The organism is Pseudomonas sp. BMW13 (genome assembly GCF_013357275.1).
Taxonomy (GTDB): domain Bacteria; phylum Pseudomonadota; class Gammaproteobacteria; order Pseudomonadales; family Pseudomonadaceae; genus Aquipseudomonas; species Aquipseudomonas khazarica.
In genome coordinates, this window is sequence record NZ_SUKD01000019.1 from 15,569 (window position 1) to 37,784 (window position 22,216).

Below are 22,216 nucleotides of genomic sequence, written 5' to 3' on the forward strand. Positions count from 1 at the left end.
ATGTCGATGCGCTGATCGCTCCTGCGCGACCTTACAGCTTCATGCCACGGCTGATGATTTCCTTCATGATCTCCGACGTACCGGCGAAGATGCGCTGGATGCGCGCGTTCGCGTACATCTTGCAGATCGGATACTCCCACATGTAGCCCCAACCGCCATGCAGCTGTACACCCTCGTCGACGACCTTGCCGAGCAGCTCGGTGGTGAACAGCTTGGCCTCGGCAGCCACTTCGGGGCTGAGCTGCTTCTGGTTGTGGTCCATCACGCAGCGGTCGGTGAACACCTGCGCCACGTCGATCTGCGTGCGCATCTCGGCGAGCTTGAAGCGGGTGTTCTGAAAGTGCGCCACCGGGCGACCGAAGGCCTGGCGTTCCCTGACGTACTCGACGGTCGCCTGCAGCGCCGCCTCGGCCCCGGCCACCGCGCCGCAGGCGTTGGTCAGGCGTTCCTGGGCCAGCATGTTCATCAGGTAGAAGAAGCCGCCCTTGGCGTCACCGAGCAGGTTCTCCTTGGGCACCTTGACCTCGTTGAAGAACAGTTCGGCGGTGTCCTGGCTGTGCATGCCGAGCTTCTTCAGCTTCTTGCCGCGCTCGAAACCCGGCATGCCACGCTCGACCAGGAACAGGCCCATGGCGTGCTTGTTGGCCGGATCGGTCTTGGCCGCGACGATCACCACGTCGGCCAGGTAACCGTTGGAGATGAACACCTTGGAGCCGTTGAGCAGCCAGTGATCGCCCTTGTCCACCGCCGTGGTGCGCATGCCGGCCAGGTCGGAGCCAGCGGCCGGCTCGGTCATCGCCACGGCCAGGATGGTCTCGCCACGGATGATGCCTGGCAGCAGACGCGCCTTCTGCTCGGCATTGCCGTATTCGGCGATATAGGGGCCGCACAGCGCCGAGTGCAGCGGAATCATGAAACCGGGCTCGTTGATACGCGCCAGCTCCTCGCACATGATCTGCTCGTAGCGGAAGTCCTTGAGCCCCGTGCCACCATATTCCTCGTCCGCCCAGGGCAGCAGGAAGCCCATTTCGCCCGCCTTGCGCCACACGCTGCGATCCACCACTCCGGCCTCTTCCCAGGCCTCCTGATGGGGCACCACCTCCTTGTCCAGGAATGCCGCGAAGGCATCGCGAAACAGGTTGTGTTCGGTGTCGAAATGAGTGCGCTGCATGGGGCGGGTCCTCCGCTGTTTTTTATGAGCCAGAGGGTAAGTGCCGCCCCGCTGCCCCCTCAATGACCCATGCGCTCAGCCTGAATTGACCCAATCGCTCGGCTGGCTTGCCGCCGCGAACGCCAGCCGCCTACCATCGGTGCCCCTCGACCTTGGAAAGCCAGCATGCGCGAACGCACCATCGCCAGCCACTTCGTCCGCGCCGCGCTGCGCGGTGCCGGGCGCCGCGGCCTCGCCTGCGACGCGCTACTGCGCCAGGCCGGTATCCAGCCGGCGGTGCTGGTGGAACCGCGTGCACGCATCGCCCCCGAGCAGTTCGCCCGGCTGATGCAGCTGCTCTGGGAGGCACTGGACGACGAGTACCTGGGCTTCGGGCGCCAGCCCAGCAAACGCGGCACCTTCGCCATGATGGGCCACGCCATCATCCATTGCCGCAGCCTGGAGAAGGCCCTGAGCCGTGGTGCCCTGTTCTATGGCCTGTTCCCGGATGCACCGAGCATCCATCTGCAGCGCGAGGGCGACTGGGCACGGCTGAGCGTGGACGACAGCACGCTGTGGGACCCGGATCACTTTCTGGTGGAAAGCCTGCTGGTGATCTGGCACCGCCTCGGCAGCTGGCTGATCGGCCAGCGCATCCGCCTCGAGGAAGCCACCTTCGCCTACCCCGAGCCGGAACATGTCGCCGAGTACGAACTGCTGTTTCCCTGCAGCCGACGCTTCGCCGCCGGGCAGACCAGCCTGCTGTTCCATGCCCGCTACCTGGCCATGCCGCTGCTGCAGGACGAGCGCACCCTCAAGCAGTTTCTCGAGCACTCCCCGGCCGACCTGCTGGCACGCCCCGACGGCGGTGACAGCCTGATCAGCCAGATTCGCCGCCTGCTCGGGCGCGACTGCCGTACCTGGCCCGACCTCGAACAGGTCGCTCACCAGTTGCACACCAGCCCGCAGACCCTGCGCCGTCACCTGCGCGAGGAAGGCACCAGTTTCCAGGAACTCAAGGACCACCTGCGCCGTGACCTGGCGATCTATCACCTGGGCCGCGACGAACTGGCCATCCAGGACATCGCCGAACAGCTGGGCTTTTCCGAGCCGTCTGCATTCCATCGGGCGTTCAAGAAGTGGACCGGGCTGACCCCTGGCGCCTATCGTGCCCAGGAGGGCTGACCGCCACGGCATAACGGGAGCGCGCCCATGCGACCCCGTATCAGCGTCATCACCCTTGGCCATAATCTGGCCAGCGCGGAAGAGGTCGATGCACTCATGACGCAGGCGCGACGCTCGTAAAACCGGCGCAGGCCACCTTCCGGAGCGGGTATGCCGGCTACTTCCAGGACCCGGATGGGCATCTCTGGGAAGCAGTGTGGAACCCGCAGTGTGTTGACTGAGGCATGCGCCTCAGTCGTACAGGCGCACCCTGAAACAGGCGCCACCCAGCTCGGAATCCTCCAGGCTCAGCTCACCGTCGTAGCTCTCGATGATGTCCTCGACCACCGCCAGGCCGATGCCCTGCCCCGGATTCTGCGCATCCAGCCGTTCGCCCCGCTGCAGCACGCGCTCACGCTGATTCTGCGGCACGCCGGGGCCATCGTCCTCGATGGTGATCAGGCAGCCGTCGAGCAACGGCTGCACGCTCACCCGCACCCGTTGCAGGCACAGCCGATAGGCGTTCTCCAGCAGGTTGCCGAGCAGCTCCATCAGGGCACCACGCTCCATGGTGACCTGGCTGTGCTCGGGCACCTCCAGCGTCGCCTCCACCTGCTTGTCGAGATAGACCTTGTCCAGCGAACGGCACAGGCCTTCCAGCAGCGGCCAGATCTGCTCGCGATGGCGCACCAGGCCGCTGCGCCGCAGGCTCGCACGCTGCAGCTGGTAGCCGACCTGCTGGCTCATGCGCTCGATCTGCGCCTGCATCAGTTGCGCCTGCTCGCGATTGCCCTCCTGAACGGCCAGGGTCTCGCCGATGCCCTGCAGCACGCTGAGCGGCGTTTTCAGGCTATGGGCGAGGTCTTCGAGCGAGTCGCGATAGCGCTCGCGCTGGCGCCGTTCGCTGTCGAGCAGGCGGTTGAGGGAATTGGTCAGGCGCAGCAGCTCGCGCGGGTGATCGTCGCTCAGGCGCTGGCGCGTGCCCGCCTCCACGCCATCGAGTTCATCGCTGAGCCCGCGCAGGCTGCGAAAGCCCCAGGTCAGGCCGAACCACAGCAAGCCGAGCAGCACCAGCAGGGCGATGCCCAGCCACAGGCGCAACTGCCAGGCGAAGCCGTTGAACAGCACCTGATATTCACGCGTCGGCTGCATGGTGACGATGCTCAGCGCCGTTTCATCGCCGCGCAGCAGGTCCACCTCGATGTCGTAGACGAAGTACTCATGGCCACTGTCGTCACGGATACGCGCGAATTCGTGGCCCTGGCCGTCATAGTGCGGCAGGTAGCGCACCAGCTCGTCGATGGACGAGCGCGAACGCCAGAGCAGCGTGCCGTCCCGGTCGAAGATGAATCCCAGCAGATGGGAATCGAGGTTGTCGAACTCCTCGTCGGGCATCTTCTCCGGCATGTGCAGCTCGCCATCGTGGATGCGCGCGGCCGAGATCAGCGCCGCCGCGTCGGAGGCCAGGCGCTTCTCCACCGTCTGTTCCAGGGCCATGAGGAAAACGCCCTGCAGCACCGGCATCAGCGACAGCATGAACAGCATCGCCAGGGCCGCGCTGGCCAGCATCAGCCGCAGGCGCAGCGAGCCCAGGCGGATGCGCAGCTTGCGCAGGATGCTGCGCAGTCGCTTCACTTGCAGCGCTCGTTGAACATGTAGCCCTGGCCACGCACCGTCTCGATCGGCTTGCCGTTCAGCAGCGCCTCCAGTTTGCGCCGCAGACGCCCCACCAGCACCTCGATGACATTGGGGTCGCGTTCGTCGTCGCCCGGATAGAGCTGCTCCATCAGGCGCTCCTTGGCCACCACCTGCTGGTGATGCAGCATGAGGTACTCGAGGATGCGGTACTCGTAGGCCGTCAGCTGCAGGGATTGCTCATCGACGCTCGCCTGCTTGCGGTTCAGGTCCAGCACCAGCGCACCGGCCTCGATGGTCGACTTGGTGAACCCCGACGAGCGACGTAGCAAAGCATTCAGGCGCGCCTCCAGCTCCTCGAACTGAAACGGCTTGACCACGTAATCGTCCGCCCCGCAGGAGAGCCCTTCGACCTTGTCCTGCCAGTTGCCACGTGCGGTGAGGATCAGGATCGGGAAATGCTTGTCCTGGCTGCGCAACTCCCGGATCAGGTCGATACCGCTCATGCCCGGCAGGCCGAGATCGACCAGCGCCAGGTCATGATTGAACGACTCGGCACGGTACAACGCCTCTTCAGCCGTGCGCACGGCATCCACCACGTGCCCGTTCTCGCTGAGGCGAGTGAACAGATGGTGACGCAGCAGCGCCTCATCCTCCACCACCAGCAACTTCATGTTCTTCTCCCTTCTACTCAAGACTGCGAAGGCCGGGCAGATACCCGGCCAGATAACGAAAAAGTCGGCGACAGCCACAACCGCTGTCGGTAGCGAAGCGCCACGCCAGGGTTGCAGGCCTCGGCGCGGCCATCAACGACTCGACGCCAAGCCTGCGGGAAGACTACTGAACAGGCGCTGAACCTTCCTTGAACACCTACTGAATGAGCGCCAAACAGCCTAGAGGCGTCGCACCAGGACAGCCGCCAGCACGAACAGCATGGCCAATACGCCGAGCAATGCCAGCCAGCCGGCATGCTCCCAGACATACCCTCCACCATAGCCAACCACGCTGGAGCCCAGGTAATAGGCACACAGATAGAGCGCCGATGCCTGCGCCTTGGCGCCCTGCGCATGAGCGCCGACCTGACCGCTGGCCACCGCATGCGCGGCGAAGAAGCCCAGGGTGAACAAGGCCAGCCCGACGACCACCGCACCCAGCCAGGGGCCGACGCACAGGGCGACGCCCAGCAGCATCAGGGCGATGCCCCCGGACAGCACCTGACGCGCACCGAAGCGCGGCACCAGCCGCCCTGCCCAGCCGGCACTGAAGATGCCCAGCAGGTAGACCGTGAACAGCAGGCCGATCACCGTGGCGGACAGGTTGAACGGCTCGGCGGCGAGGCGAAAGCCCACGTAGTTGAACAGCGCGACGAAACCGCCCATCAGCAGGAATGCCAGGGCGAACAGCACGCGCAGGCGCGGGTTGCCCAGGTGCAGGATGAAGTTGCGCAGCAGCCCGCGTAGCGACAGTGGCTGGGCGGAGAAATGCCGGGACGGCGGCAGCAGCCAGAGAAACAGCAGCAGCGCCAGCAGGCCCAGCAAGGCAATCCCGCCCAGGGCCCAGGACCAGCCGCCAAGGTCGCTCAACAGCCCGGCGAGCAAACGCCCGAGCAGTCCACCCAGGGCCGTACCGCCTATGTACAGGCCCATGGCGGCAGGCAGCGCCTCGGGATCGAACTCCTCGCCGACATAGGCCATGGCCAGCGCCGGCAGGCCACTCAGGGCCAGGCCCAGCAGGGCGCGCAACAGCAGCAGGCTGCTCCACTCGTCCACCAGCGCACAGGCCATTCCCAGCAGTGCAGCGAGCCCCAGTGCAGCAGCCATCACCGGCTTGCGCCCCCAGCTTTCCGCCAGGGCGCCGGAGACCAGCAGGCACAGGGCCAGACTCAGGGTGGTCAGCGACAGGGCCAGGCTGCTGCTGGCCGCCGAGACGCGAAAGTGCGCAGCCAGCAGCGGCAGCAGCGGCTGCACGCAATAGAGCATGGCGAAGGTGGCGAAGCCGGCGCAGAACAGCGCCAGGGTGGCACGCCGGTAACCGGCGCTGCCGCGAACGAGATGGGGTGCGGACATCGGGCAAGCTCATGGAACACGGCGCAGGTTCGGCCGCGACAAAAGCTTAGCATGCTATCTATCACTGCGACTGCTCGTCGCAGTGCTTTTTATCGGCGCGTCACTCCTCGCGCAGGCGTTGCAGATGCGCCTGCAGCCCCGCCGAGGTCTGCTCGCCGACCAAGCGCTCACGCAACCTGCCCTCGGGATCGACGATGTAGGTCGCCGGCAGCACATCGTTGTGCGGCAGTTCGAAACGCGCTGCCGGGTCCTCGGCAAGCACGGTGAAACGAATGTCGAAGCCATCCGCAGCACGCTTCAGCGCATCGCCCTGCAAGCCATCGAAGTTGACGCCGATGACTTGCGCCGACTGCGTTTCCAGCGCCTTCGCCAATGCATTGAGCTGGGGAATTTCCGTGCGGCAAGGCGCGCACCACTCGGCCCAATAATTAATGACCAGCCACTGGCCATCCAGGCTGTCAGCCGTTACCTTTCGTCCATGCTGATCAGGTCCGAAGTCTTCGCTGCAACCGGCCAACACTAGACCGGCGCAAATACCCAGAACAGCCTTGCCGACAATCCGGAGCCGTAAGCCCATGTACTCGATCCTCGTCCTCTCGGGGTTGATATGACGCTGGATGCCCTGCGTCTGGAAGTACCGGACATCCGCGAGGACAGCAGTGTATCGCCAGCGGAGATCGTCGAACGACTCGCCGCCGCGCGCCTGCTCGAGGCGGAACACGGCCTGCAGCAAGTGCTGGGCCTGCTGTTCACGCTCAATCGCAGCGGCCTGACCTTACTGGAAAGGCAACGTGCGCTGCAAAGCTTCAGTGACGAGTATCGCCACTACGCCGGCCTGGCGAACCGCCAGCCACCGCCCAGCGCGCTGTTCGTACGCCTGTGCGGCGAGCTGGCGACCGGTTTCAAGCGCCTGCTGCTGCAGATCCTGCAAGGCCGCCAGCCGTCCCTGCCGCACCTGGCCTGGTGCCTGTACATGGCCCAGCACTTTCTCGCACAACAACTGCTGCGCCACTACCAGCTGTATCAGGAGCCGCCTGCGGCCCTATGGCGCGACAGCCACCTGCTGTACTGGATCGGCGAGCACCAGCAGTGCCTGGACGAACCCGTCGCGGCGGCCTTCGAGCCCAAGCCGGCCAGCACCCTGCGCGGCCTCTACCAGCAGATGCTGCTGCTGGCGCAGAGCAACCCCTTCCACCTGGACGAAGGTGAGTGCCTGACGCTGTTCAGTGCGCTCGCCCCGCTCGCGGCACTGGCCAGGCTGCTGCCCTGGGACGAGGAAGATGAAGCCGAGGGCCCGCTGGTCGATCTCAGCGAGTCGCAGCCCTGCCTGGCATTCGAACAGCAGGCCGAGGGCGAGCCGGAGAATCTTCGCCGCTTCGAACTGGGTGCCCTGCTGATCGCCCTGCACGAGCCGGCCCCGCTGCAGAGCGGCCAGGAACGTCAGCTGCTCGAGCGCGTGCGCCAGCATTGGCTGACGCGCCAGCAACGTCGCCATGAACGTGCCGAGCTCGACGGCCAGTGCAGCCTGGTGGTCGGGCTGCCGGCCATTCACGCGCAACTGCTCGACAAGCTGCCGCAACGCACCGAGGCGCAGATACTCGACGCCAGCCCCGGCGGCGCCAGGCTGCTGTGCAATGCCAACGAAGGGGGGCAACTGCAGGTCGGGCAACTGGTGCTGCTGCTCACCTATGGCACGCCCACGCTGGCCCTGGTGCGCTGGCGCCACCTCAACGCCGAAGGCCTGCACCTGGGCCTGCGCTACCTCAAGGGCCTGCCGCGTCCGGTGTGGCTGCGGCGGGCACCCAACGCGCAAACCCACCCCGGCGTGCTGCAGAGCACCCCGGCCCCTGGCAACGGATGGCATCACGGCCTGTGGCTGCCCAACGGCCAGTTCGCCACCGGAGAACACCTCTGGCTGCAACTCGCCAGCGTGCACAACCAGGCCATCCTGCCGCTGCCCGAAAGCAACCTGGGAACCTCGTCGGTCACGCGCCATCCTTTGCGTCTGGCTTGATACACAAAAGTGCGATCCCAATCACGCATCCTGTCTGTCGAGCGCACAGTTTCGTCACGCGAGGGCTGCTTATAATTCCTGGCACTGAAGTCTCAACCTGCCTGGAATAGCATCATGTCCCAAGCGCAAGACAAGCTGATCGGCTCCGTACCCTCACGCATCGTCGACGTCGCTCGCCTGGTGGTCACGCCCTACGAGGGTCGTGTGGCCGAATACAACGTCGCGACCTGGCTGCAACTGCCGGGCCTGGCCAACCTGCCGGTATCGCTGCTGGTCAGCTACCGCGACGGTGACAAGCGCCGCGAAGTGAATGTCGACCACGGCAAGGTCAATGCCCAGGGCAAGATCCTGCTGTCCGGCATCGCACGCATGCCGGTGCGGCAGAAAGTCGAAGACATGCAGGTGCGCCTGCGCTCCGCCGTGCCGGCGCAGAGCTTGGTGGTCGAGGAGTTCTTCGTGCAAGCCGTCGAGCAGGCCAGCAGCGAAAGTCGCCAGGCACTCGCCTGAGGCGAAGCGGCAAGACCAGAACCCCGCGCATTGCGCGGGGTTTTCGTTTCAGCCGGAGGAAGCCTCCGGGTTGGAGGAAGGCTGCTCGACGGCCGGCTCCGCAGCCTGCGGCAGATTCTCGGGGGCCACCTGTTCGAGCAGCGATTCGGGCCAGCGCGCGAAACGCAGCCCGGTGATGCGGTTGAGCCGCTCCAGCGCGTCCTGCGGGTCGCGTCGATGGAGATGGATTACTTTGTTTCTGCCAGTCATTCCTGCATGCGTCCTCAGCGATCCCTGCCCTGCTGGCAGTTCGATAGCAACTGAAACTGCCGTTGCCAGAAACATGCCAGCCCTGTGTATCACGCCGTTACTCGGCGTCACGCCTGCTGCATTGATGAAAGCACGGAGTAGTGACGCCGCAAACTGACGTTTTTTGTCACCTGCCATCCCTGGCAGTGACCCTCCGGGCCGTCGCTACGCGACGTCAAGCATTTCTCCCGGAAATCCTTTGTCACCTGCCATCCCCGGCGGTGACCCTCCGGGCCGTCGCTGCGCGACGTCAAGCATTTCTCCCGGAAATGCCGGTGATACTTCACGCCACCCTCAGCGACGGCGTGCGCTCACTCCTTGCCCGGCAACCAGAGCGCCAGGCTGATACCGAACTGTTCTTCGCGCTCGTTCTGCAGGTGCTCGAGGCCCTTGCACAGGCTCGGGTACCAGGGCTCGTCGAGCTGCGCGGGCAGTTGCGAGACGTTCGGCAATGGCCACGGGCTGAGTTCCAGCAACTGATGCAGGGTGAAGTTGTGCAGGTCCCGGCACAGCACCCAGCCCGCATTACCGACCTTGCATGCCAGGCGCTCGCGCTCGAGAAAGCTCAGCACCTCGGCCCACTGGTCCTCCGGCAGACGCCAGCCGGCGCGCTGCAGGTCGCCGTGGTGCAGCGCTTCCCCCTTCTGCTGACGCTTCAACAGCAAGCGCAGGATCACCAGCAGGATCAGCGCCTTGGCGATCGGTTCTCGCCGCCAGTGGCGAGGCTGCGACAGGCCGTACACCAGCTCGGCACCCAACAGCACGATCAGCCAGGACAGGTAGATCCACACCAGAAACAGCGGCACGGTGGCGAACGCCCCGTAGATCAGGTGGTAACCGGGGAACAGGCGGACATAGAGGCCGAACAGTGCCTTGGCGACCTCGAACAGAATCGCGGCGAACAGCCCGCCGAGCAGTGCATGGGGCAAGGGAACCCGCGTGTTGGGCACCGCTGCGTAGAGCAGGGTGAAGGCTGCGATACTGGACAACAGTGGCGCGAAGGCCAGCAGGGTCTTGGCTCCCAGCACGGCATCCGGCCCGGAAATCAGCGCCAGCGAGGCGATATAGGTGCTCACCGCGAACCCCGCGCCAAGCAGCAAGGGGCCCAGGCTGAGGATCGCCCAGTAGAGCAGGAAGCTGGACATCCCGCGACGCGGCTGACGCACGCGCCAGATCACGTTGAAGGTCTTCTCGATGGTCACCAGCATGAGAAAGGCCGTCACCGCCAGCAGCCCGACGCCGAACCAGGTCAGCTGGCGCGCCTGGGTGGTGAACTCGCGCAGGTATTCCTGCACCGTTTCGCCGGTCGAGGGCACGAAATTACGGAAGATGAACGCCTGAATCTCTTCGCCGACGCCCTGAAACGCTGGAATCGCCGACAGCATGGCGAAGGTCACGGTCATCATCGGCACCACGGCGAACAGCGTGGTGTAGGTCAGCGCCGCCGCGTTACCCGCCCCGCGGTTCTCCATGAAACGCTGGTACAGACTCAGCCAGAACCCCAGCCAGTCCCTGAGATGACGCTGCATGACCTCTCCTTAGCCTTCAAACCTGAACAGACCGTGCGCCGCGAGAAAAGGTCGCACCCGAGTCACCCGGTGGTGTTCGTGCATCCGCGCACCAGGCGGTTAGAATACCCGCCACTTCACGCCGGATGCGAGCCACCATGACCGACCTGACCCTCTATCACAACCCGCGCTGCTCCAAATCGCGCGGTGCCCTGGAACTGCTCGAGGCCCGAGGCCTGCAGCCCACCGTCGTGCGCTACCTGGAAACGCCGCCTACTGCCGAACAGCTCGCGAGCATCCTCGGCAAGCTCGGCATCGGCGCCCGTGCCCTGCTGCGCACCGGCGAAGACGAGTACAAGGCCCTGGGCCTGGCCGACGCCAGCCTCGACGAGGCGCAGCTGATCGACGCCATGGTCAGCCACCCGAAGCTGATCGAACGTCCGATCCTGGTCGCCGGCGACAAGGCCGTGGTCGGTCGCCCGCCGGAGAAGGTGCTGGAGCTGCTGGCATGAGTTCGCCCTATATCCTGGTGCTCTACTACAGCCGCCATGGCGCCACCGCGGAGATGGCCAGACAGATCGCCCGTGGCGTGGAGATGGCCGGCCTGGAAGCGCGCCTGCGCACGGTGCCGGCGGTTTCCAGCGAATGCGAGGCGGTCGCCCCCGACGTGCCCGCGGACGGCGCGATATACGCGACCCTGGATGACCTCAAGCACTGCTCGGGCCTGGCCCTGGGCAGCCCGACCCGCTTCGGCAACATGGCCGCGCCGCTGAAGTATTTTCTCGACGGTACCAGCAACCTGTGGCTGACCGGCGAGCTGGTCGGCAAACCTGCCGGCGTGTTCACCTCCACCGCCAGCCTGCATGGCGGCCAGGAAACCACGCTGCTGTCGATGATGCTGCCCCTGCTGCATCACGGCATGCTGCTCTGCGGCCTGCCCTACAGCGAGTCGGCGCTGCTCGACACACGCGGCGGCGGCACCCCCTACGGCCCCAGCCACCATGCCGGCGGCGATGGCAAACGGGCACTGGACGAACATGAAACCGCCCTGTGCCGCGCACTTGGCCAACGCCTGGCCCAGACCGCCAGCAAACTGGAGCGCTGATCGTGGCCCGTGAGAAGAAACCCCTGCCCAGCCTCGAGTGGCTGCAACCACGCATGAAGCTCAGCCGCGCGCTCAGCCTGTTCAGCTTCGTCGCCCTGCTGCTCCTGCTGCTGGTCTGGAACCTGGCCTTCGCCGACCTGCACGGCGCACGCATCGGCGTGGTCCTGGCCATCCAGCTGCTGCCGCTGGCGCTGCTCGCCCCCGGCATCGTCCTGGGCAACGCCCGCGCCCACGCCTGGGCCTGCTTCGTGGTCAACCTCTACTTCATCCAGGGCGTGCTCGCCGCCATCGACCCGGCACGCGCCCTGTTCGGTGTGCTGGAGGCGCTGATCAGCTTCAACCTGTTCTGCTGCGCCCTGCTCTACACCCGCTGGCGCTTCCAGTACGACCGCAAGCTGGCAGGAGACGCCTGATGCGTCTGGTGCTGCTGCCAGGACTCAACGGCAGCAGCAACCTCTTCGCCCCTCTGCTCGACGCGCTACGGGATGTCGACTGCCAGCCGCTCGCACTCCCGGCCCAAGGGCCGCAGGATTACGCCAGCCTGACCGACAGGTTGCTCGCTGAGCTGGGGCATGCCCCCTTCGTACTGCTGGGTGAATCCTTCTCGGGCCCACTGGCGTTTCGCCTGGCGCTGCGAAAACCCGAAGGCCTGCGCGCCGTGATCTTCGCCGCCACCTTCCTGAGCCGCCCGTCCCCATTCCTCGCGCTGCTCAGGCACATGCCCATGCCACCGGCACTGCTCACGCATGCGCCGATACTGCGCGCGCTGTGCCTGGGTCGCGACGTCGAGGATGCAGTACTGAGACGGGTACAGGAGGAAATTCGCGGTCTGGATCAAGCGCTGCTACGTGCCCGCCTCGGCAGCCTGGCCGGACTGCGGGCAGCGCAAGGACGTCTCGCCGTGCCCGCCCTGCAGCTATGGCCACAACAGGATCGGCTGGTTGCGGCCAGGGCAGCCGGCAGCCTGGCCGCGCATTGCGATGATCTGCGCCAGGTCCGCCTGGACGGGCCGCATTTCATTCTGCAGGCACGCCCACACGCCTGCGCACAGGCGATTCGCACCTTCATGGCGGACATCGCGCAGCAGCAAGGCTAGCGACTGTCGCAGATACCCACGCCAGCCCCTACCAGCCCAGCGTTTCCTTGAGGAAGGGAATGGTCAGCTTGCGCTGGGCCTGCAGCGAAGCCTGATCCAGGCGTTCCAGCAGCTCGAACAACGCACTCATGCTGCGCTCACCACGGGTCAGAATGAAGCGACCGACGTCATCGCTCATCTGCAGGCCGCGTCGCGAGGCACGCAGCTGCAGGGCGCGCAGCTTGTCCTCGTCGGACAGCTCGTGCAGCTGGAAGACCAGCGCCAGGGTCAGCCGCGACTTCAGGTCCGGCAGCTGGATCGGCAGCTCGCGCGGCGACATGGTGCCGGCCAGCAACAGGCGCCGGCCGCTGTCGCGCAGGCGATTGAACAGGTGGAACAGGCCCTCCTCCCAATCGCTGCGCCCGGCCACCGCATCGAGGTCATCGAGGCAGACCAGCTCGCACAGTTCGAGGTTGTCGAGCAGTTCCGGGCCGTGCTGCACCACCTCGCCAAGCGGCAGATAGACCACCGCCTCACCGCGCTGCTCGAAACGCAGGCAGGCCGCCTGGAGCAGGTGACTGCGCCCTACGCCTTCACCACCCCAGAGGTAGATCAGGCTCTCCGTCCAGCCGGCATCGGCCTCGCACAGACGCTCGACATAGCCCAGCGCCGCCGCATTGGCACCGGGGTAGTAGTTGGCGAAGGTCGCGTCGTCACGCAGACGCACCCCCAGGGGAAGCTGGATTGGTTTCATGCAGGGCTCGGCGGTTCATCGGAACCGCTGTTGGACTCTCCGTAAAGACCGGAAAGTTTATATAAATCATGAGCATGACGCAGCAAAACCATGATCACCGCAGCCACCGGCAGCGCCAGCAGCACCCCGGTGAAGCCAAATAGCTGGCCGCCTGCAAGGATGGCGAAGATCACCGCCACCGGGTGCAGGCCGATGCGATCCCCCACCAGCATTGGCGTCAGCACCATCCCTTCGAGCATCTGACCGATCATGAACACCACGCCGATGCCCAGCAGCGGGTAGGGGTCGAGGCCGAACTGGAACAGCGCGGCGGTCAGCGCCGCACCGATCCCGACGATGAAGCCCATGTACGGCACGATGCTCGCCAGGCCGGCCAGCAGGCCGATCAACAGCCCCAGCTCCAGGCCGACCAGCATCAGCCCCGAGGCATAGATGACGCTCAGCGCCAGCATCACCAGCAGCTGCCCACGCAGGAAGGCGCCCAGTACCTCATGGCATTCGCTGGTCAGTTTCACCACCAGCCCTTCACGCTGGCGCGGCAACAGGCGACGCATGCGCTCGACCAGCAGGTCCCAGTCACGCATCAGGTAGAAGCTCACCACCGGAATCAGCAGCAGGTTGCCCAGCCAGGCGAGGAACGCCAGGCTCGAGGACGTCGCCTGGGCCAGCACCAGTTTGAGCACGTCGGTGGTCTTGCCAATGTTCTCGGTGAACACCTGCTTGAGCTGATCGAGCTGCAGCACATCCTGCAGCCCCAGGTGCGACTGCGTCCAGGGCAGCGCCGTGCCCTGCAGCCAGTCGAGCATCTCCGGCGCCAACTGATACAGGCGCACCAGCTGGCGGCCGAGCATGGGTACCAGGACCAGCAGCAGGATCAGCAGCACCAGCGCGAACAGGGCGAACACCACGACCACACCGCCGGTGCGCGACAGGCGCTGACGCTCCAGGCGATCGACCAGCGGATCGCCGAGGTAGGCCAGCAGGATGCCGATCAGGAAAGGAGAAAGAATCGGGTGCAGCAGGTACAGCAGCCAGCCGAGCAGAAACAGCCCGGCCATCCATAGCCAACGAGTGGAATCGGTCATGCTCGCGTCCTCGATGCGAAACGGCGCCCAGGCGCCGCGTGACAGGGCTGCACACTCAGCCCGCCCTGTAGTCTACCAACGGAATCGCAGCTGATCGGTGCGCGGTTTCACCTGCGGCGCTTCGCTGCCGGTCCCGTCCGGCCCGGCGACCGGCTCGCCAGCATCCACTGGCTCGGTCACTTCCTGCAGGTGTCCCAGGGCCAGCTGTGCACGCAGTTGTTCGGCGGTGGCGCTGACCTGGTAGGTCAGCGTCTGCCCGTCGACATCCACCAGGCGCGCGGCGAACGGCTCGAGCAGGCGCTCCAGCGCGGCGAAGCGGCCCAGGTCGGCCCCCTCGATCACCACCGTCAGGCTTTGCGCCGCGCCTGGCTTGACCAGAAAACGTGGCGCCAGACGCTGATTGACCGCCAGCATCACGGCATCGGCCAACGCCGCCTGGTCGGCCGCCTCCGCCTTGCCCTGCTCGCGCTCATCGCCCAGCCACAAACGCCAGGTCGCCTGCCAGGCGCCACCTGCCTCGGTGGCCTGCACAGCCAGCATGGCGTCGGCGGCATAGCGCTCGGAGGCCTCGCGCAAGGCCTGCGGGTCATTGGCCGCCAGGGCTTCGCCGGTTGCCACCAGTTGCTCGCTGAGATCGGCCAGCGGCAGACGCAACGGCAAGCCACGGTGCTGGGCCGCCGCGCGCAGCGTCGCTGCCGCCCCCTGGCTCTCGCCGATCAACTGGCTGCCACCGACGGATTCGCTGAGCCACCAGGTCAGGATCGCCGGGCGATTGCTGCCCCAGAGCGCCAGGCCAGCCTTGCGCAACTCGCGGTCGGTGCTGGCCGGGTCGAACTCGACCACCAGCGCATCGCCTTCGTAGCCGTAACGGCTGACGATCTGCTGCGGGTCCTTGCGCAATCCCTCCAGGCCAGCGCTCTGCAGCGCCTTGGTGTCACCGGTCAGACGCTGGACCAGGGTCTGCAGCGCCTGCTGCATGGCGACATCGCGGTTTTCCGGTTGCTGGTCGGCAACCGCCTCGCGGACCTGGTACAGCTCGGCGACTGGCGCGGCCATGGCCGGCAGGCCCAGGCAGGTGAGACAGATGAACATCAGGCGGACAGACAGACGCATGGCGAACTCTCGCTAGGGATGGCGGCACGCGGCGCAGGCAGCTGAACAGCCCGAGCGTCGGCCAGTGCCAGGCAAAAGCCGGCCCGCAACGCTCGATTTCACGCAGGGTGAACGAGCATTGCGGGCCGGCTTCGACGCAGCAATGGCAACGCAGGCAGTCATTCAACGGTCTGCCGGCGTGCGCAAAGGCCTATACCTTAAACAGCCGCTGGTGCCCCGGCAACCGCAGGCAGGCCCGGCGACAAAGCGCATGCGTGCGAGTGGCCGCTACCGGGCAAGCCTGATAAAATCGCGCGCCTTCGCCAGCCGCTATGCGCGCCGGGCTCTGTGCATGAGCCCGCGCCCAGTCGGCGCCTACACGAACTCCCCATCCAAAGGCCCGGATCTATGAGCAAGCAACCCTCCATCAGCTACAAGGACGCAGGTGTCGACATCGATGCCGGTGAAGCCCTGGTCGAACGCATCAAAGGCGTGGCCAAGCGCACCGCCCGTCCGGAAGTCATGGGTGGCCTGGGTGGCTTCGGCGCCCTGTGCGAGATCCCGGCCGGCTACAAGCAGCCCGTTCTGGTCTCCGGTACCGATGGTGTCGGCACCAAGCTGCGCCTGGCGCTGAACCTGAACAAGCACGACAGCATCGGTCAGGACCTGGTCGCCATGTGCGTCAACGACCTGGTGGTCTGTGGCGCCGAGCCGCTGTTCTTCCTCGATTACTACGCCACCGGCAAGCTCAACGTCGACGTGGCCGCCACCGTGGTCACCGGCATCGGCGCCGGCTGCGAGCTGGCTGGCTGCTCCCTGGTCGGTGGTGAAACCGCCGAGATGCCGGGCATGTACGAAGGCGAGGACTACGACCTGGCCGGCTTCTGCGTCGGCGTGGTGGAAAAGAGCGAGATCATCGACGGTTCCCGGGTGGTCACCGGTGACGCGCTGATCGCGCTGCCATCTTCCGGCCCGCATTCCAACGGCTACTCGCTGATCCGCAAGATCATCGAAGTCTCCGGCGCCGACATCGAGCAGGTACAACTGGACGGCAAGCCGCTGACCGACCTGCTGATGGCGCCGACGCGCATCTACGTCAAGCCGCTGCTCAAGCTGATCAAGGACACCGGCGCGGTCAAGGCCATGGCCCACATCACCGGCGGCGGCCTGCTGGACAACATCCCGCGCGTGCTGCCGCAAGGCGCCCAGGCCGTGATCGACGTGGCCAGCTGGAAGCGCCCGGCGGTGTTCGACTGGCTGCAGGAACAAGGCAACGTCGACGAGCACGAAATGCACCGCGTACTCAACTGCGGCGTCGGCATGGTCATCTGCGTGGCCCAGGATCAGGTCGAAACCGCCCTGGCCAGCCTGCGTGCCAGCGGTGAGGAGCCGTGGGTCATCGGCCAGATCAACGCGGCGGCCGAAGGCGCGGCGCAGGTTCAGCTGAACAACCTGAAAGGCCACTGATGCCCTGCAATGTCGTCGTCCTGATCTCCGGTTCAGGCAGCAATCTGCAGGCGTTGATCGACAGCATCGCCCACGACGGCAACCCGGCTCGCATCGCTGCGGTGGTCTGCAACCGCGCCGATGCCTATGGCCTGGAACGCGCAAGGCAGGCTGGCATCGCCACCGAACTGCTCGACCACAAGCAGTTCGATGGCCGCGAAGCCTTCGATGCCGCACTGATCCAGGCCATCGACGCCCACCAGCCCGAGCTGGTGGTGCTGGCCGGCTTCATGCGCATCCTCACCCCTGGTTTCGTCGCCCACTACAGCGGTCGCCTGCTCAACATCCACCCTTCGCTGCTGCCCAGGCACAAGGGCCTGCACACCCACCAGCGCGCCCTGGAAGCCGGAGACGCCGAGCACGGCTGCAGCGTGCACTTCGTCACCGAGGAACTCGATGGTGGCCCTCTGGTCGTACAAGCAGTGCTGCCGGTCGCGCCGGACGACACGGCCGAGAGCCTGGCCCGTCGCGTGCACCAGCAGGAACATGCGATCTACCCGCTGGCGGTTCGCTGGTTTGCCGAAGGTCGCTTGCGTCTTGGTGCGCAAGGCGCAATGCTGGACGGCAAGCCGCTGCCCGCTGGCGGCCACCTGATCCGAACCTAGGAGACTCTATGCGTCGTGCCCTGCTGTTCGCCCTGACCCTGCTCAGCCTGCCCGCTCTTGCCGAAGACCTGCTGCCCTTCTCCGCCAGCTACACCGCGGACTGGAAACAGCTGCCCGTCAGCGGCAGCGCCGAACGCAGCCTCAAGCAGGATGCCGACGGCCGCTGGACCCTCAACTTCGAAGCCTCGATGCTGGTCGCCGGCCTGACCGAGGAGAGCACCTTCCGGGTCGACAACCAGACCCTCATGCCGTTGACCTACCGCCTGAATCGCAGCGGTCTGGGCAAGGGCAAGAAGGTCGAGCAGGACTTCGACTGGGAGCAGAAGCAAGTCATCGGCAATGACCGTGGCGACGCCGTGACCTTCCCGCTCAATCGTGGCCTGCTGGACAAGTCGACCTACCAGATCGCGCTGCAACAGGACGTCGCCGCCGGCAAGAAGAGCGTCAGCTACCAGGTGGTCGATGGCGACGAGATCGAGACCTACGACTTCCGCGTGCTCGGCGAGGAAGTGGTGCGCACCAAGGCCGGCCTGATCGATGCGATCAAGGTCGAGCGCGTCCGTGACCCCACGCAGAGCAGCCGCAAGACCGTGCTGTGGTTCGCCAAGGACTGGGGGCACCTGCTGGTGCGCCTGCACCAGGTGGAAACCGACGGCAAGGAATACCAGATCATGCTCAAGGAAGGCACGGTCGACGGCAAGCAGGTCGCAGGTCGCCGCGACTGATCTCACAGGCAATAAAAAACCGGGCAACTGCCCGGTTTTTTATTGCCTGGATCCGGCCCCGCCTCGCGGCGCCGTGCTCAGTCCTGGCTGACCGCACCGATCTTGTGAATCGAGAGGTCGGCGCCGTTGTACTCCTCCTCCTGACTGAGACGGATACCCAGGGATGCCTTGAGCACGCCATACACCAGGAAACCGCCGGCCAGAGCCACCGCAACGCCCAGCGCAGTACCGATCACCTGGCTGGCCAGGCTCACCCCGCCCAGGCCGCCCAGGGCCTCGAGGCCGAAGATGCCACAGGCGATGCCGCCCCACACCCCGCACAGGCCATGCAGCGGCCATACGCCGAGCACGTCGTCGATCTTCCACTTCACCTGGGTCGCGGTGAATGCCCAGACGAACAGCGCGCCGGCGATGGCCCCCGTGACCAGTGCCCCCACCGGATGCATCAGGTCCGAACCGGCACAGACGGCCACCAGGCCGGCCAGGGGGCCGTTGTGCAGGAAGCCCGGGTCGTTGCGCCCGACCAGCAACGCTGCGACGGTACCGCCGACCATGGCCATCAGCGAGTTGACGGCGACCAGCCCGCTGACGCCCTCAAGGGTCTGCGCACTCATCACGTTGAAGCCGAACCAGCCGATGATCAGGATCCACGAGCCCAGCGCCAGGAACGGGATGTTCGACGGTGCCATGGCGACCAGCTTGCCATCGCGGTAGCGACCATTGCGGCGCCCCAGCAGCGTCACCGCGCCGAACGCCAGCCAGCCACCTACCGCGTGGACCACCACCGACCCGGCGAAGTCATGGAAGCCCGCACCGAAGCGCCCCTCCAGCCAGGCCTGCAGGCCGTAGTTGCCGTTCCAGATCATGCCCTCGAAGAAGGGATAGACGAAGGCGACGATCAGCGCCGTGGCGCACAGCTGCGGACCGAACTTGGCCCGTTCGGCGATACCGCCGGAGATGATCGCCGGAATGGCAGCGGCGAAGGTCAGCAGGAAGAAGAACTTCACCAGCCCATAGCCGTGGTTCTCGGTCAACACTGCGGCTGGCTCGAGGAAGGTGATGCCGTAGGCGATCCAGTAGCCGATGAAGAAATAGGCCAGGGCCGAGATGGCGAAGTCCGAGAGAATCTTGGAGAGCGCGTTGACCTGGTTCTTCTGCCGCACCGTCCCCACTTCGAGAAAGGCGAAGCCGGCATGCATGGCCAGAACCATGATCGCACCCAGCAGGATGAACAGGGTATTGGAGCCGTGGATCAGCGTGGCCACGGCACTGTTGATGTTTTCCATCGGGCGAGAAAACTCCAGAGGCAGAAGAAAAGGCACCAAACGAAGGCACGACCTCGAAATCACGCACCACAATGCAGCCAGGCGATTGTGCGCGCCCTCGAAGAGTGCTGGCAGGCGGCCCCAAAATGGCACCACCAGAAACTCGTCAATCGATGCTTAATTCTTGTTAATCAAATAGTTATGTGCGAATCCGGCCATCCTGAGCCAGGCCGAAACAGCCCCATCAGGGAGCATTCGGCCACCCTCGCGCACCGACAAGTTGCAAGCGCTATACCAAACGCCAAGCCAGTCACTTCCCGACTATCCTTTTGGAACCCTCGCGCCGCAGAACACTCGTAACCCTTACACACCCTACGCAGAGGACTGCTCTATGCCACGCAAAGCCGCTACGCCTAGCACCAAGGACGCCCTGCTGGATGAATTCCAGGCTTTGGTCAGCGACACCGAAAAGCTCCTGCAACACTCCGCCAGCCTGGCCGGCGAGCAAGCCGAGGCGCTGCGTGACGACATCCGCAGCAGTCTGGGCCGCGCCCGCGACACGCTGCACAAGGCCGAGGCCGGCGTGCGCGAGCAAGGCAAGATCGCGGTCGATGCCACCGAGGACTACGTGCACAAGCACCCGTGGCAGGCACTGGGTCTGTCGGCCGCCATCGGCCTGGTCATCGGCCTGCTGATCAGCCGCCGTTGAGCGCGCCCACGCCCACCGGGCCATCGCCACGTCGCCTCGGCGCAGCGCTGCTGGGCCTGCTGCAGGGGCACGTGGCGCTGTTCGCCCACGAACTCGAAGACCAGCGCAACCAGGCCCTGCGCTCGCTGCTCCTGGGCGGACTGTGCCTGGGCTTCGCCCTGCTGCTGCTGATCGGCCTGTCCGCGCTGCTGCTGATCCTCTACTGGGACAGCCACCGCCTGGAAGTCGCCATCGGCCTGTGCCTGTTCTATGGCCTGGGCCTGCTCGGCTGCACCACCTGGCTGCTGCTCAGCCTGCGCAACGCAGAACCGCCCTTCAGCGCCAGCCTGGAGGAACTGCAACGAGACCGCGAGCAACTGCTGCCATGACCCTGCCTACCCTGCCCCCGGGCGCTTCGCGCCGCCAGTTGCGCAAGGCCGTGCTGCGCATGCGCCTGGAAATGCACCGCCAGGAGGTGCGCCATGAAGTGCTGCAGATCAGCGAACCGCTGCAGCAGGTGCGCGAGTACGGCAAACGCCTGCGCACCGGCAATGCACCATTGTTGCTCACCGGCGGCGTGCTGGCGCTGGCCGGCCTGCTGGGCGGCAAACGGGGCTGGCGTCGCTGGGCGCGCCTGGCGCTGATCGTCGCGCCACTCCTGCGGCGTCGCTGAAAGGCAGGCAAACGGCCAGCATGGCTGGTCTAGTCCTGAGCTGGCCGCGATCTTGCTTGCTCGAGTGATCCTCCACCACTCGGTGGCTCAACCGCTGACGCTAAGGACACCCAGGTGATCGACGGACTGCCTTTCGCCGTCTTCCAACCCTTCATCGACACCGCCACGGGCCGTATCGCAGGTGTCGAGGCGCTGGCTCGCCTGCGTGACGCCGATGGCCGGATGCACTCGGCCGGGCCACTGTTCGCCGATCCGAAAACGCCACCGGCGGCGCTGCGCCGACTCGACCGCCAGGTTCGCGAGGATGCGTTGCGCCGCTTCCATCAGGCGCCGGCGGACTGGTTCCTCAGCCTCAACATCTCCCCTCGCTGGATCAGCCGCCTGCGCCCGGCGCAACCGCTACCGAGCCTGATCCAGCTGCAGCGCAGCGCCATCGACCCGACACGCATCGTCTTCGAGATCACCGAGCTGGGCGGCGCCAGCCAGCGCCTGCCCGACGTGGTGTCGCGCTACCGCGAGGCCGGCGCACGCATCGCCATCGACGACTTCGGCGCCGGCTACTCGCAGCTCGACCGTGTCCTGGCGCTGCAGCCGGACATTCTCAAGCTGGACATGCGCCTGTTCCAGGAGGCCGCGCGGGGCGGCCCCAGTGGCGAGGTGGTCAAGGCCCTCGCGCAGATGGCGGAGAAGACCGGCTGCTGGATCATCGCCGAGGGCGTGGAAACCGAGGCGGAACTGAACTTCGCGCTGGAGTGCGGCGCCCGCTACGTGCAGGGTTTCCTGTTCGCCAAGCCGGAAGTGGAGCTGTTCGCCAGCGACGCCTTCGTCGGCCGCTTCGCCCGTCTGCGCGACAGCTACGTGCAACAGAAACTGGCCGAGCGGGCGCGCCTGGTCAACCTGCGCCAGCAGTTGGCCGAACTGATGGGCGAGCTGAAGCTGTGGGCGGAAAGCGGCGCCCCGGCCTCCAGCCTGAAGGCCCCCGACAACTACCCGTGGCTGCTGCGCATCTACCAGTGCGACCGTCACGGCACCCAGCTCACGCCGAACCTGGAGTGGCGCCAGCAGTCCTGGCACGCCGACGACCGCTATCTGGGCCACAACTGGTCGTGGCGCCCGTACTTCTACCAGCTGCTCGCCGAGGGCTGGGAGGAGCGCCGCCTGACGCTTTCCACCACCTACCGCGACGCCACCAGCAACCAGTACTGCCTGACGGCCGGCCAGTTCATCGACAACGGCCGGCGCCTGCTGCTGGTGGACATCGACGCCGCCGGGCTCTGAGCGGCCCGTCCCTGTCTCTGCATGGCCGATCGC

Annotated in this window: 25 protein-coding genes; 14 read left to right on the forward strand and 11 right to left on the reverse strand. The window is 66.0% G+C overall.

The genetic code is table 11. From position 1 onward, the window contains the following. Positions 1-31: 31 nt before the first annotated feature. A complete protein-coding gene (locus E4487_RS14950; protein WP_047590734.1) occupies positions 32-1,171 on the reverse strand; it encodes an acyl-CoA dehydrogenase family protein in 1,140 nt (379 codons plus the stop codon). A gap of 165 nt (positions 1,172-1,336) precedes the next feature. On the opposite strand from E4487_RS14950, the gene E4487_RS14955 reads away from it, so the two are divergent. Then, positions 1,337-2,335, forward strand: coding sequence for an AraC family transcriptional regulator (locus E4487_RS14955; protein ID WP_037053181.1), 999 nt, complete (start codon positions 1,337-1,339; stop codon positions 2,333-2,335). A 231-nt stretch (positions 2,336-2,566) separates the two neighbouring features. Here E4487_RS14955 and E4487_RS14965 read toward each other — a convergent pair whose 3' ends face one another. From E4487_RS14965 to E4487_RS14980, 4 genes are all read right to left on the reverse strand, one after another. Next, positions 2,567-3,949 (reverse strand): ATP-binding protein, encoded by a 1,383-nt coding sequence (locus tag E4487_RS14965; protein ID WP_037053187.1) that lies wholly within the window; start codon positions 3,947-3,949, stop codon positions 2,567-2,569. Next, complete coding sequence (locus E4487_RS14970) at positions 3,946-4,623, reverse strand: response regulator transcription factor (RefSeq protein ID WP_037053189.1); 678 nt, start codon at positions 4,621-4,623, stop codon at positions 3,946-3,948. Before E4487_RS14970 ends, E4487_RS14965 begins: the two co-directional genes overlap by 4 nt. A 219-nt stretch (positions 4,624-4,842) precedes the next feature. Then, positions 4,843-6,015 carry an MFS transporter gene (locus E4487_RS14975; protein ID WP_037053190.1) on the reverse strand — a complete coding sequence of 391 codons (1,173 nt, stop codon included), beginning with the start codon at positions 6,013-6,015 and terminating at the stop codon, positions 4,843-4,845. A 100-nt stretch (positions 6,016-6,115) separates the two neighbouring features. After that, positions 6,116-6,592: a TlpA disulfide reductase family protein gene (locus E4487_RS14980; RefSeq protein ID WP_167494311.1), complete on the reverse strand. Its 477-nt coding sequence runs from the start codon at positions 6,590-6,592 to the stop codon at positions 6,116-6,118. 30 nt (positions 6,593-6,622) lie between these two features. Between E4487_RS14980 and E4487_RS14985 the strand changes: the two genes are divergently transcribed. Both E4487_RS14985 and E4487_RS14990 read left to right on the forward strand, forming a co-directional pair. Further along, entirely contained in the window at positions 6,623-8,029 is a 1,407-nt protein-coding gene (locus E4487_RS14985; RefSeq protein WP_037053192.1) for a hypothetical protein, read from the forward strand. Positions 8,030-8,143: 114 nt separating this feature from the next. Continuing rightward, positions 8,144-8,536, forward strand: coding sequence for a hypothetical protein (locus E4487_RS14990; RefSeq protein WP_037053193.1), 393 nt, complete (start codon positions 8,144-8,146; stop codon positions 8,534-8,536). A gap of 48 nt (positions 8,537-8,584) precedes the next feature. Here E4487_RS14990 and E4487_RS14995 read toward each other — a convergent pair whose 3' ends face one another. Next, on the reverse strand, positions 8,585-8,785 hold the full coding sequence (locus E4487_RS14995; protein WP_037053195.1) for a hypothetical protein: 201 nt from the start codon (positions 8,783-8,785) through the stop codon (positions 8,585-8,587). Positions 8,786-9,135: 350 nt separating this feature from the next. Then, entirely contained in the window at positions 9,136-10,353 is a 1,218-nt protein-coding gene (locus E4487_RS15000) for a YihY family inner membrane protein (RefSeq protein ID WP_134675435.1), read from the reverse strand. Positions 10,354-10,490: 137 nt separating this feature from the next. Here E4487_RS15000 and arsC point away from each other — a divergent pair, with 137 nt between their 5' ends. From arsC to E4487_RS15020, 4 genes are read left to right on the forward strand one after another with little or no spacing between them, the layout of a single operon-like run. Beyond that, complete coding sequence (gene arsC, locus E4487_RS15005; RefSeq protein WP_037053199.1) at positions 10,491-10,844, forward strand: arsenate reductase (glutaredoxin); 354 nt, start codon at positions 10,491-10,493, stop codon at positions 10,842-10,844. Continuing rightward, the gene (gene wrbA / locus E4487_RS15010) at positions 10,841-11,437 is read left to right on the forward strand and encodes an NAD(P)H:quinone oxidoreductase (protein WP_175253754.1); all 597 of its coding nucleotides are present in this window, start codon (positions 10,841-10,843) and stop codon (positions 11,435-11,437) included. Before arsC ends, wrbA begins: the two co-directional genes overlap by 4 nt. Positions 11,438-11,439: 2 nt before the next feature. After that, positions 11,440-11,850, forward strand: a complete 411-nt coding sequence (locus E4487_RS15015; RefSeq protein ID WP_037053201.1) for a DUF2069 domain-containing protein — start codon at positions 11,440-11,442, stop codon at positions 11,848-11,850. Then, on the forward strand, positions 11,850-12,533 hold the full coding sequence (locus E4487_RS15020) for an alpha/beta fold hydrolase (protein ID WP_150605779.1): 684 nt from the start codon (positions 11,850-11,852) through the stop codon (positions 12,531-12,533). Before E4487_RS15015 ends, E4487_RS15020 begins: the two co-directional genes overlap by 1 nt. 28 nt (positions 12,534-12,561) lie before the next feature. Here E4487_RS15020 and hda read toward each other — a convergent pair whose 3' ends face one another. The 3 genes from hda to E4487_RS15035 form a co-directional block, all read right to left on the reverse strand. Next, positions 12,562-13,266 carry a DnaA regulatory inactivator Hda gene (hda, locus tag E4487_RS15025; protein WP_037053203.1) on the reverse strand — a complete coding sequence of 235 codons (705 nt, stop codon included), beginning with the start codon at positions 13,264-13,266 and terminating at the stop codon, positions 12,562-12,564. Beyond that, a complete protein-coding gene (locus E4487_RS15030) occupies positions 13,263-14,351 on the reverse strand; it encodes an AI-2E family transporter (RefSeq protein ID WP_037053204.1) in 1,089 nt (362 codons plus the stop codon). The genes hda and E4487_RS15030 overlap by 4 nt, the downstream gene beginning before the upstream one ends. Before the next feature lie 72 nt (positions 14,352-14,423). Beyond that, the gene (locus E4487_RS15035; protein WP_037053206.1) at positions 14,424-15,464 is read right to left on the reverse strand and encodes a DUF2066 domain-containing protein; all 1,041 of its coding nucleotides are present in this window, start codon (positions 15,462-15,464) and stop codon (positions 14,424-14,426) included. A 387-nt stretch (positions 15,465-15,851) separates the two neighbouring features. Between E4487_RS15035 and purM the strand changes: the two genes are divergently transcribed. Genes purM through E4487_RS15050 form a run of 3 tightly spaced genes read left to right on the forward strand, consistent with a single transcriptional unit; the run spans position 15,852 to position 18,279 of the window. Further along, positions 15,852-16,910: a phosphoribosylformylglycinamidine cyclo-ligase gene (gene purM / locus E4487_RS15040; RefSeq protein ID WP_037053207.1), complete on the forward strand. Its 1,059-nt coding sequence runs from the start codon at positions 15,852-15,854 to the stop codon at positions 16,908-16,910. Beyond that, a complete protein-coding gene (gene purN / locus E4487_RS15045; protein WP_037053209.1) occupies positions 16,910-17,554 on the forward strand; it encodes a phosphoribosylglycinamide formyltransferase in 645 nt (214 codons plus the stop codon). The genes purM and purN overlap by 1 nt, the downstream gene beginning before the upstream one ends. Before the next feature lie 8 nt (positions 17,555-17,562). Continuing rightward, complete coding sequence (locus tag E4487_RS15050) at positions 17,563-18,279, forward strand: DUF3108 domain-containing protein (RefSeq protein WP_150605787.1); 717 nt, start codon at positions 17,563-17,565, stop codon at positions 18,277-18,279. A gap of 77 nt (positions 18,280-18,356) precedes the next feature. On the opposite strand, the gene E4487_RS15055 is transcribed toward E4487_RS15050, so the two are convergent. After that, positions 18,357-19,565 (reverse strand): ammonium transporter, encoded by a 1,209-nt coding sequence (locus tag E4487_RS15055; RefSeq protein WP_037053212.1) that lies wholly within the window; start codon positions 19,563-19,565, stop codon positions 18,357-18,359. Positions 19,566-19,935: 370 nt separating this feature from the next. Between E4487_RS15055 and E4487_RS15060 the strand changes: the two genes are divergently transcribed. The 4 genes from E4487_RS15060 to E4487_RS15075 all read left to right on the forward strand — a co-directional run bounded on the left by E4487_RS15060 (position 19,936) and on the right by E4487_RS15075 (position 22,183). Further along, positions 19,936-20,253, forward strand: coding sequence for a YqjD family protein (locus E4487_RS15060; RefSeq protein ID WP_037053213.1), 318 nt, complete (start codon positions 19,936-19,938; stop codon positions 20,251-20,253). Then, complete coding sequence (locus E4487_RS15065; protein ID WP_037053215.1) at positions 20,250-20,621, forward strand: phage holin family protein; 372 nt, start codon at positions 20,250-20,252, stop codon at positions 20,619-20,621. Before E4487_RS15060 ends, E4487_RS15065 begins: the two co-directional genes overlap by 4 nt. Then, positions 20,618-20,905 (forward strand): hypothetical protein, encoded by a 288-nt coding sequence (locus E4487_RS15070; protein WP_047586713.1) that lies wholly within the window; start codon positions 20,618-20,620, stop codon positions 20,903-20,905. Before E4487_RS15065 ends, E4487_RS15070 begins: the two co-directional genes overlap by 4 nt. Positions 20,906-21,019: 114 nt before the next feature. Next, the gene (locus E4487_RS15075) at positions 21,020-22,183 is read left to right on the forward strand and encodes an EAL domain-containing protein (RefSeq protein ID WP_047586710.1); all 1,164 of its coding nucleotides are present in this window, start codon (positions 21,020-21,022) and stop codon (positions 22,181-22,183) included. The last annotated feature ends 33 nt before the right edge of the window (positions 22,184-22,216 follow it).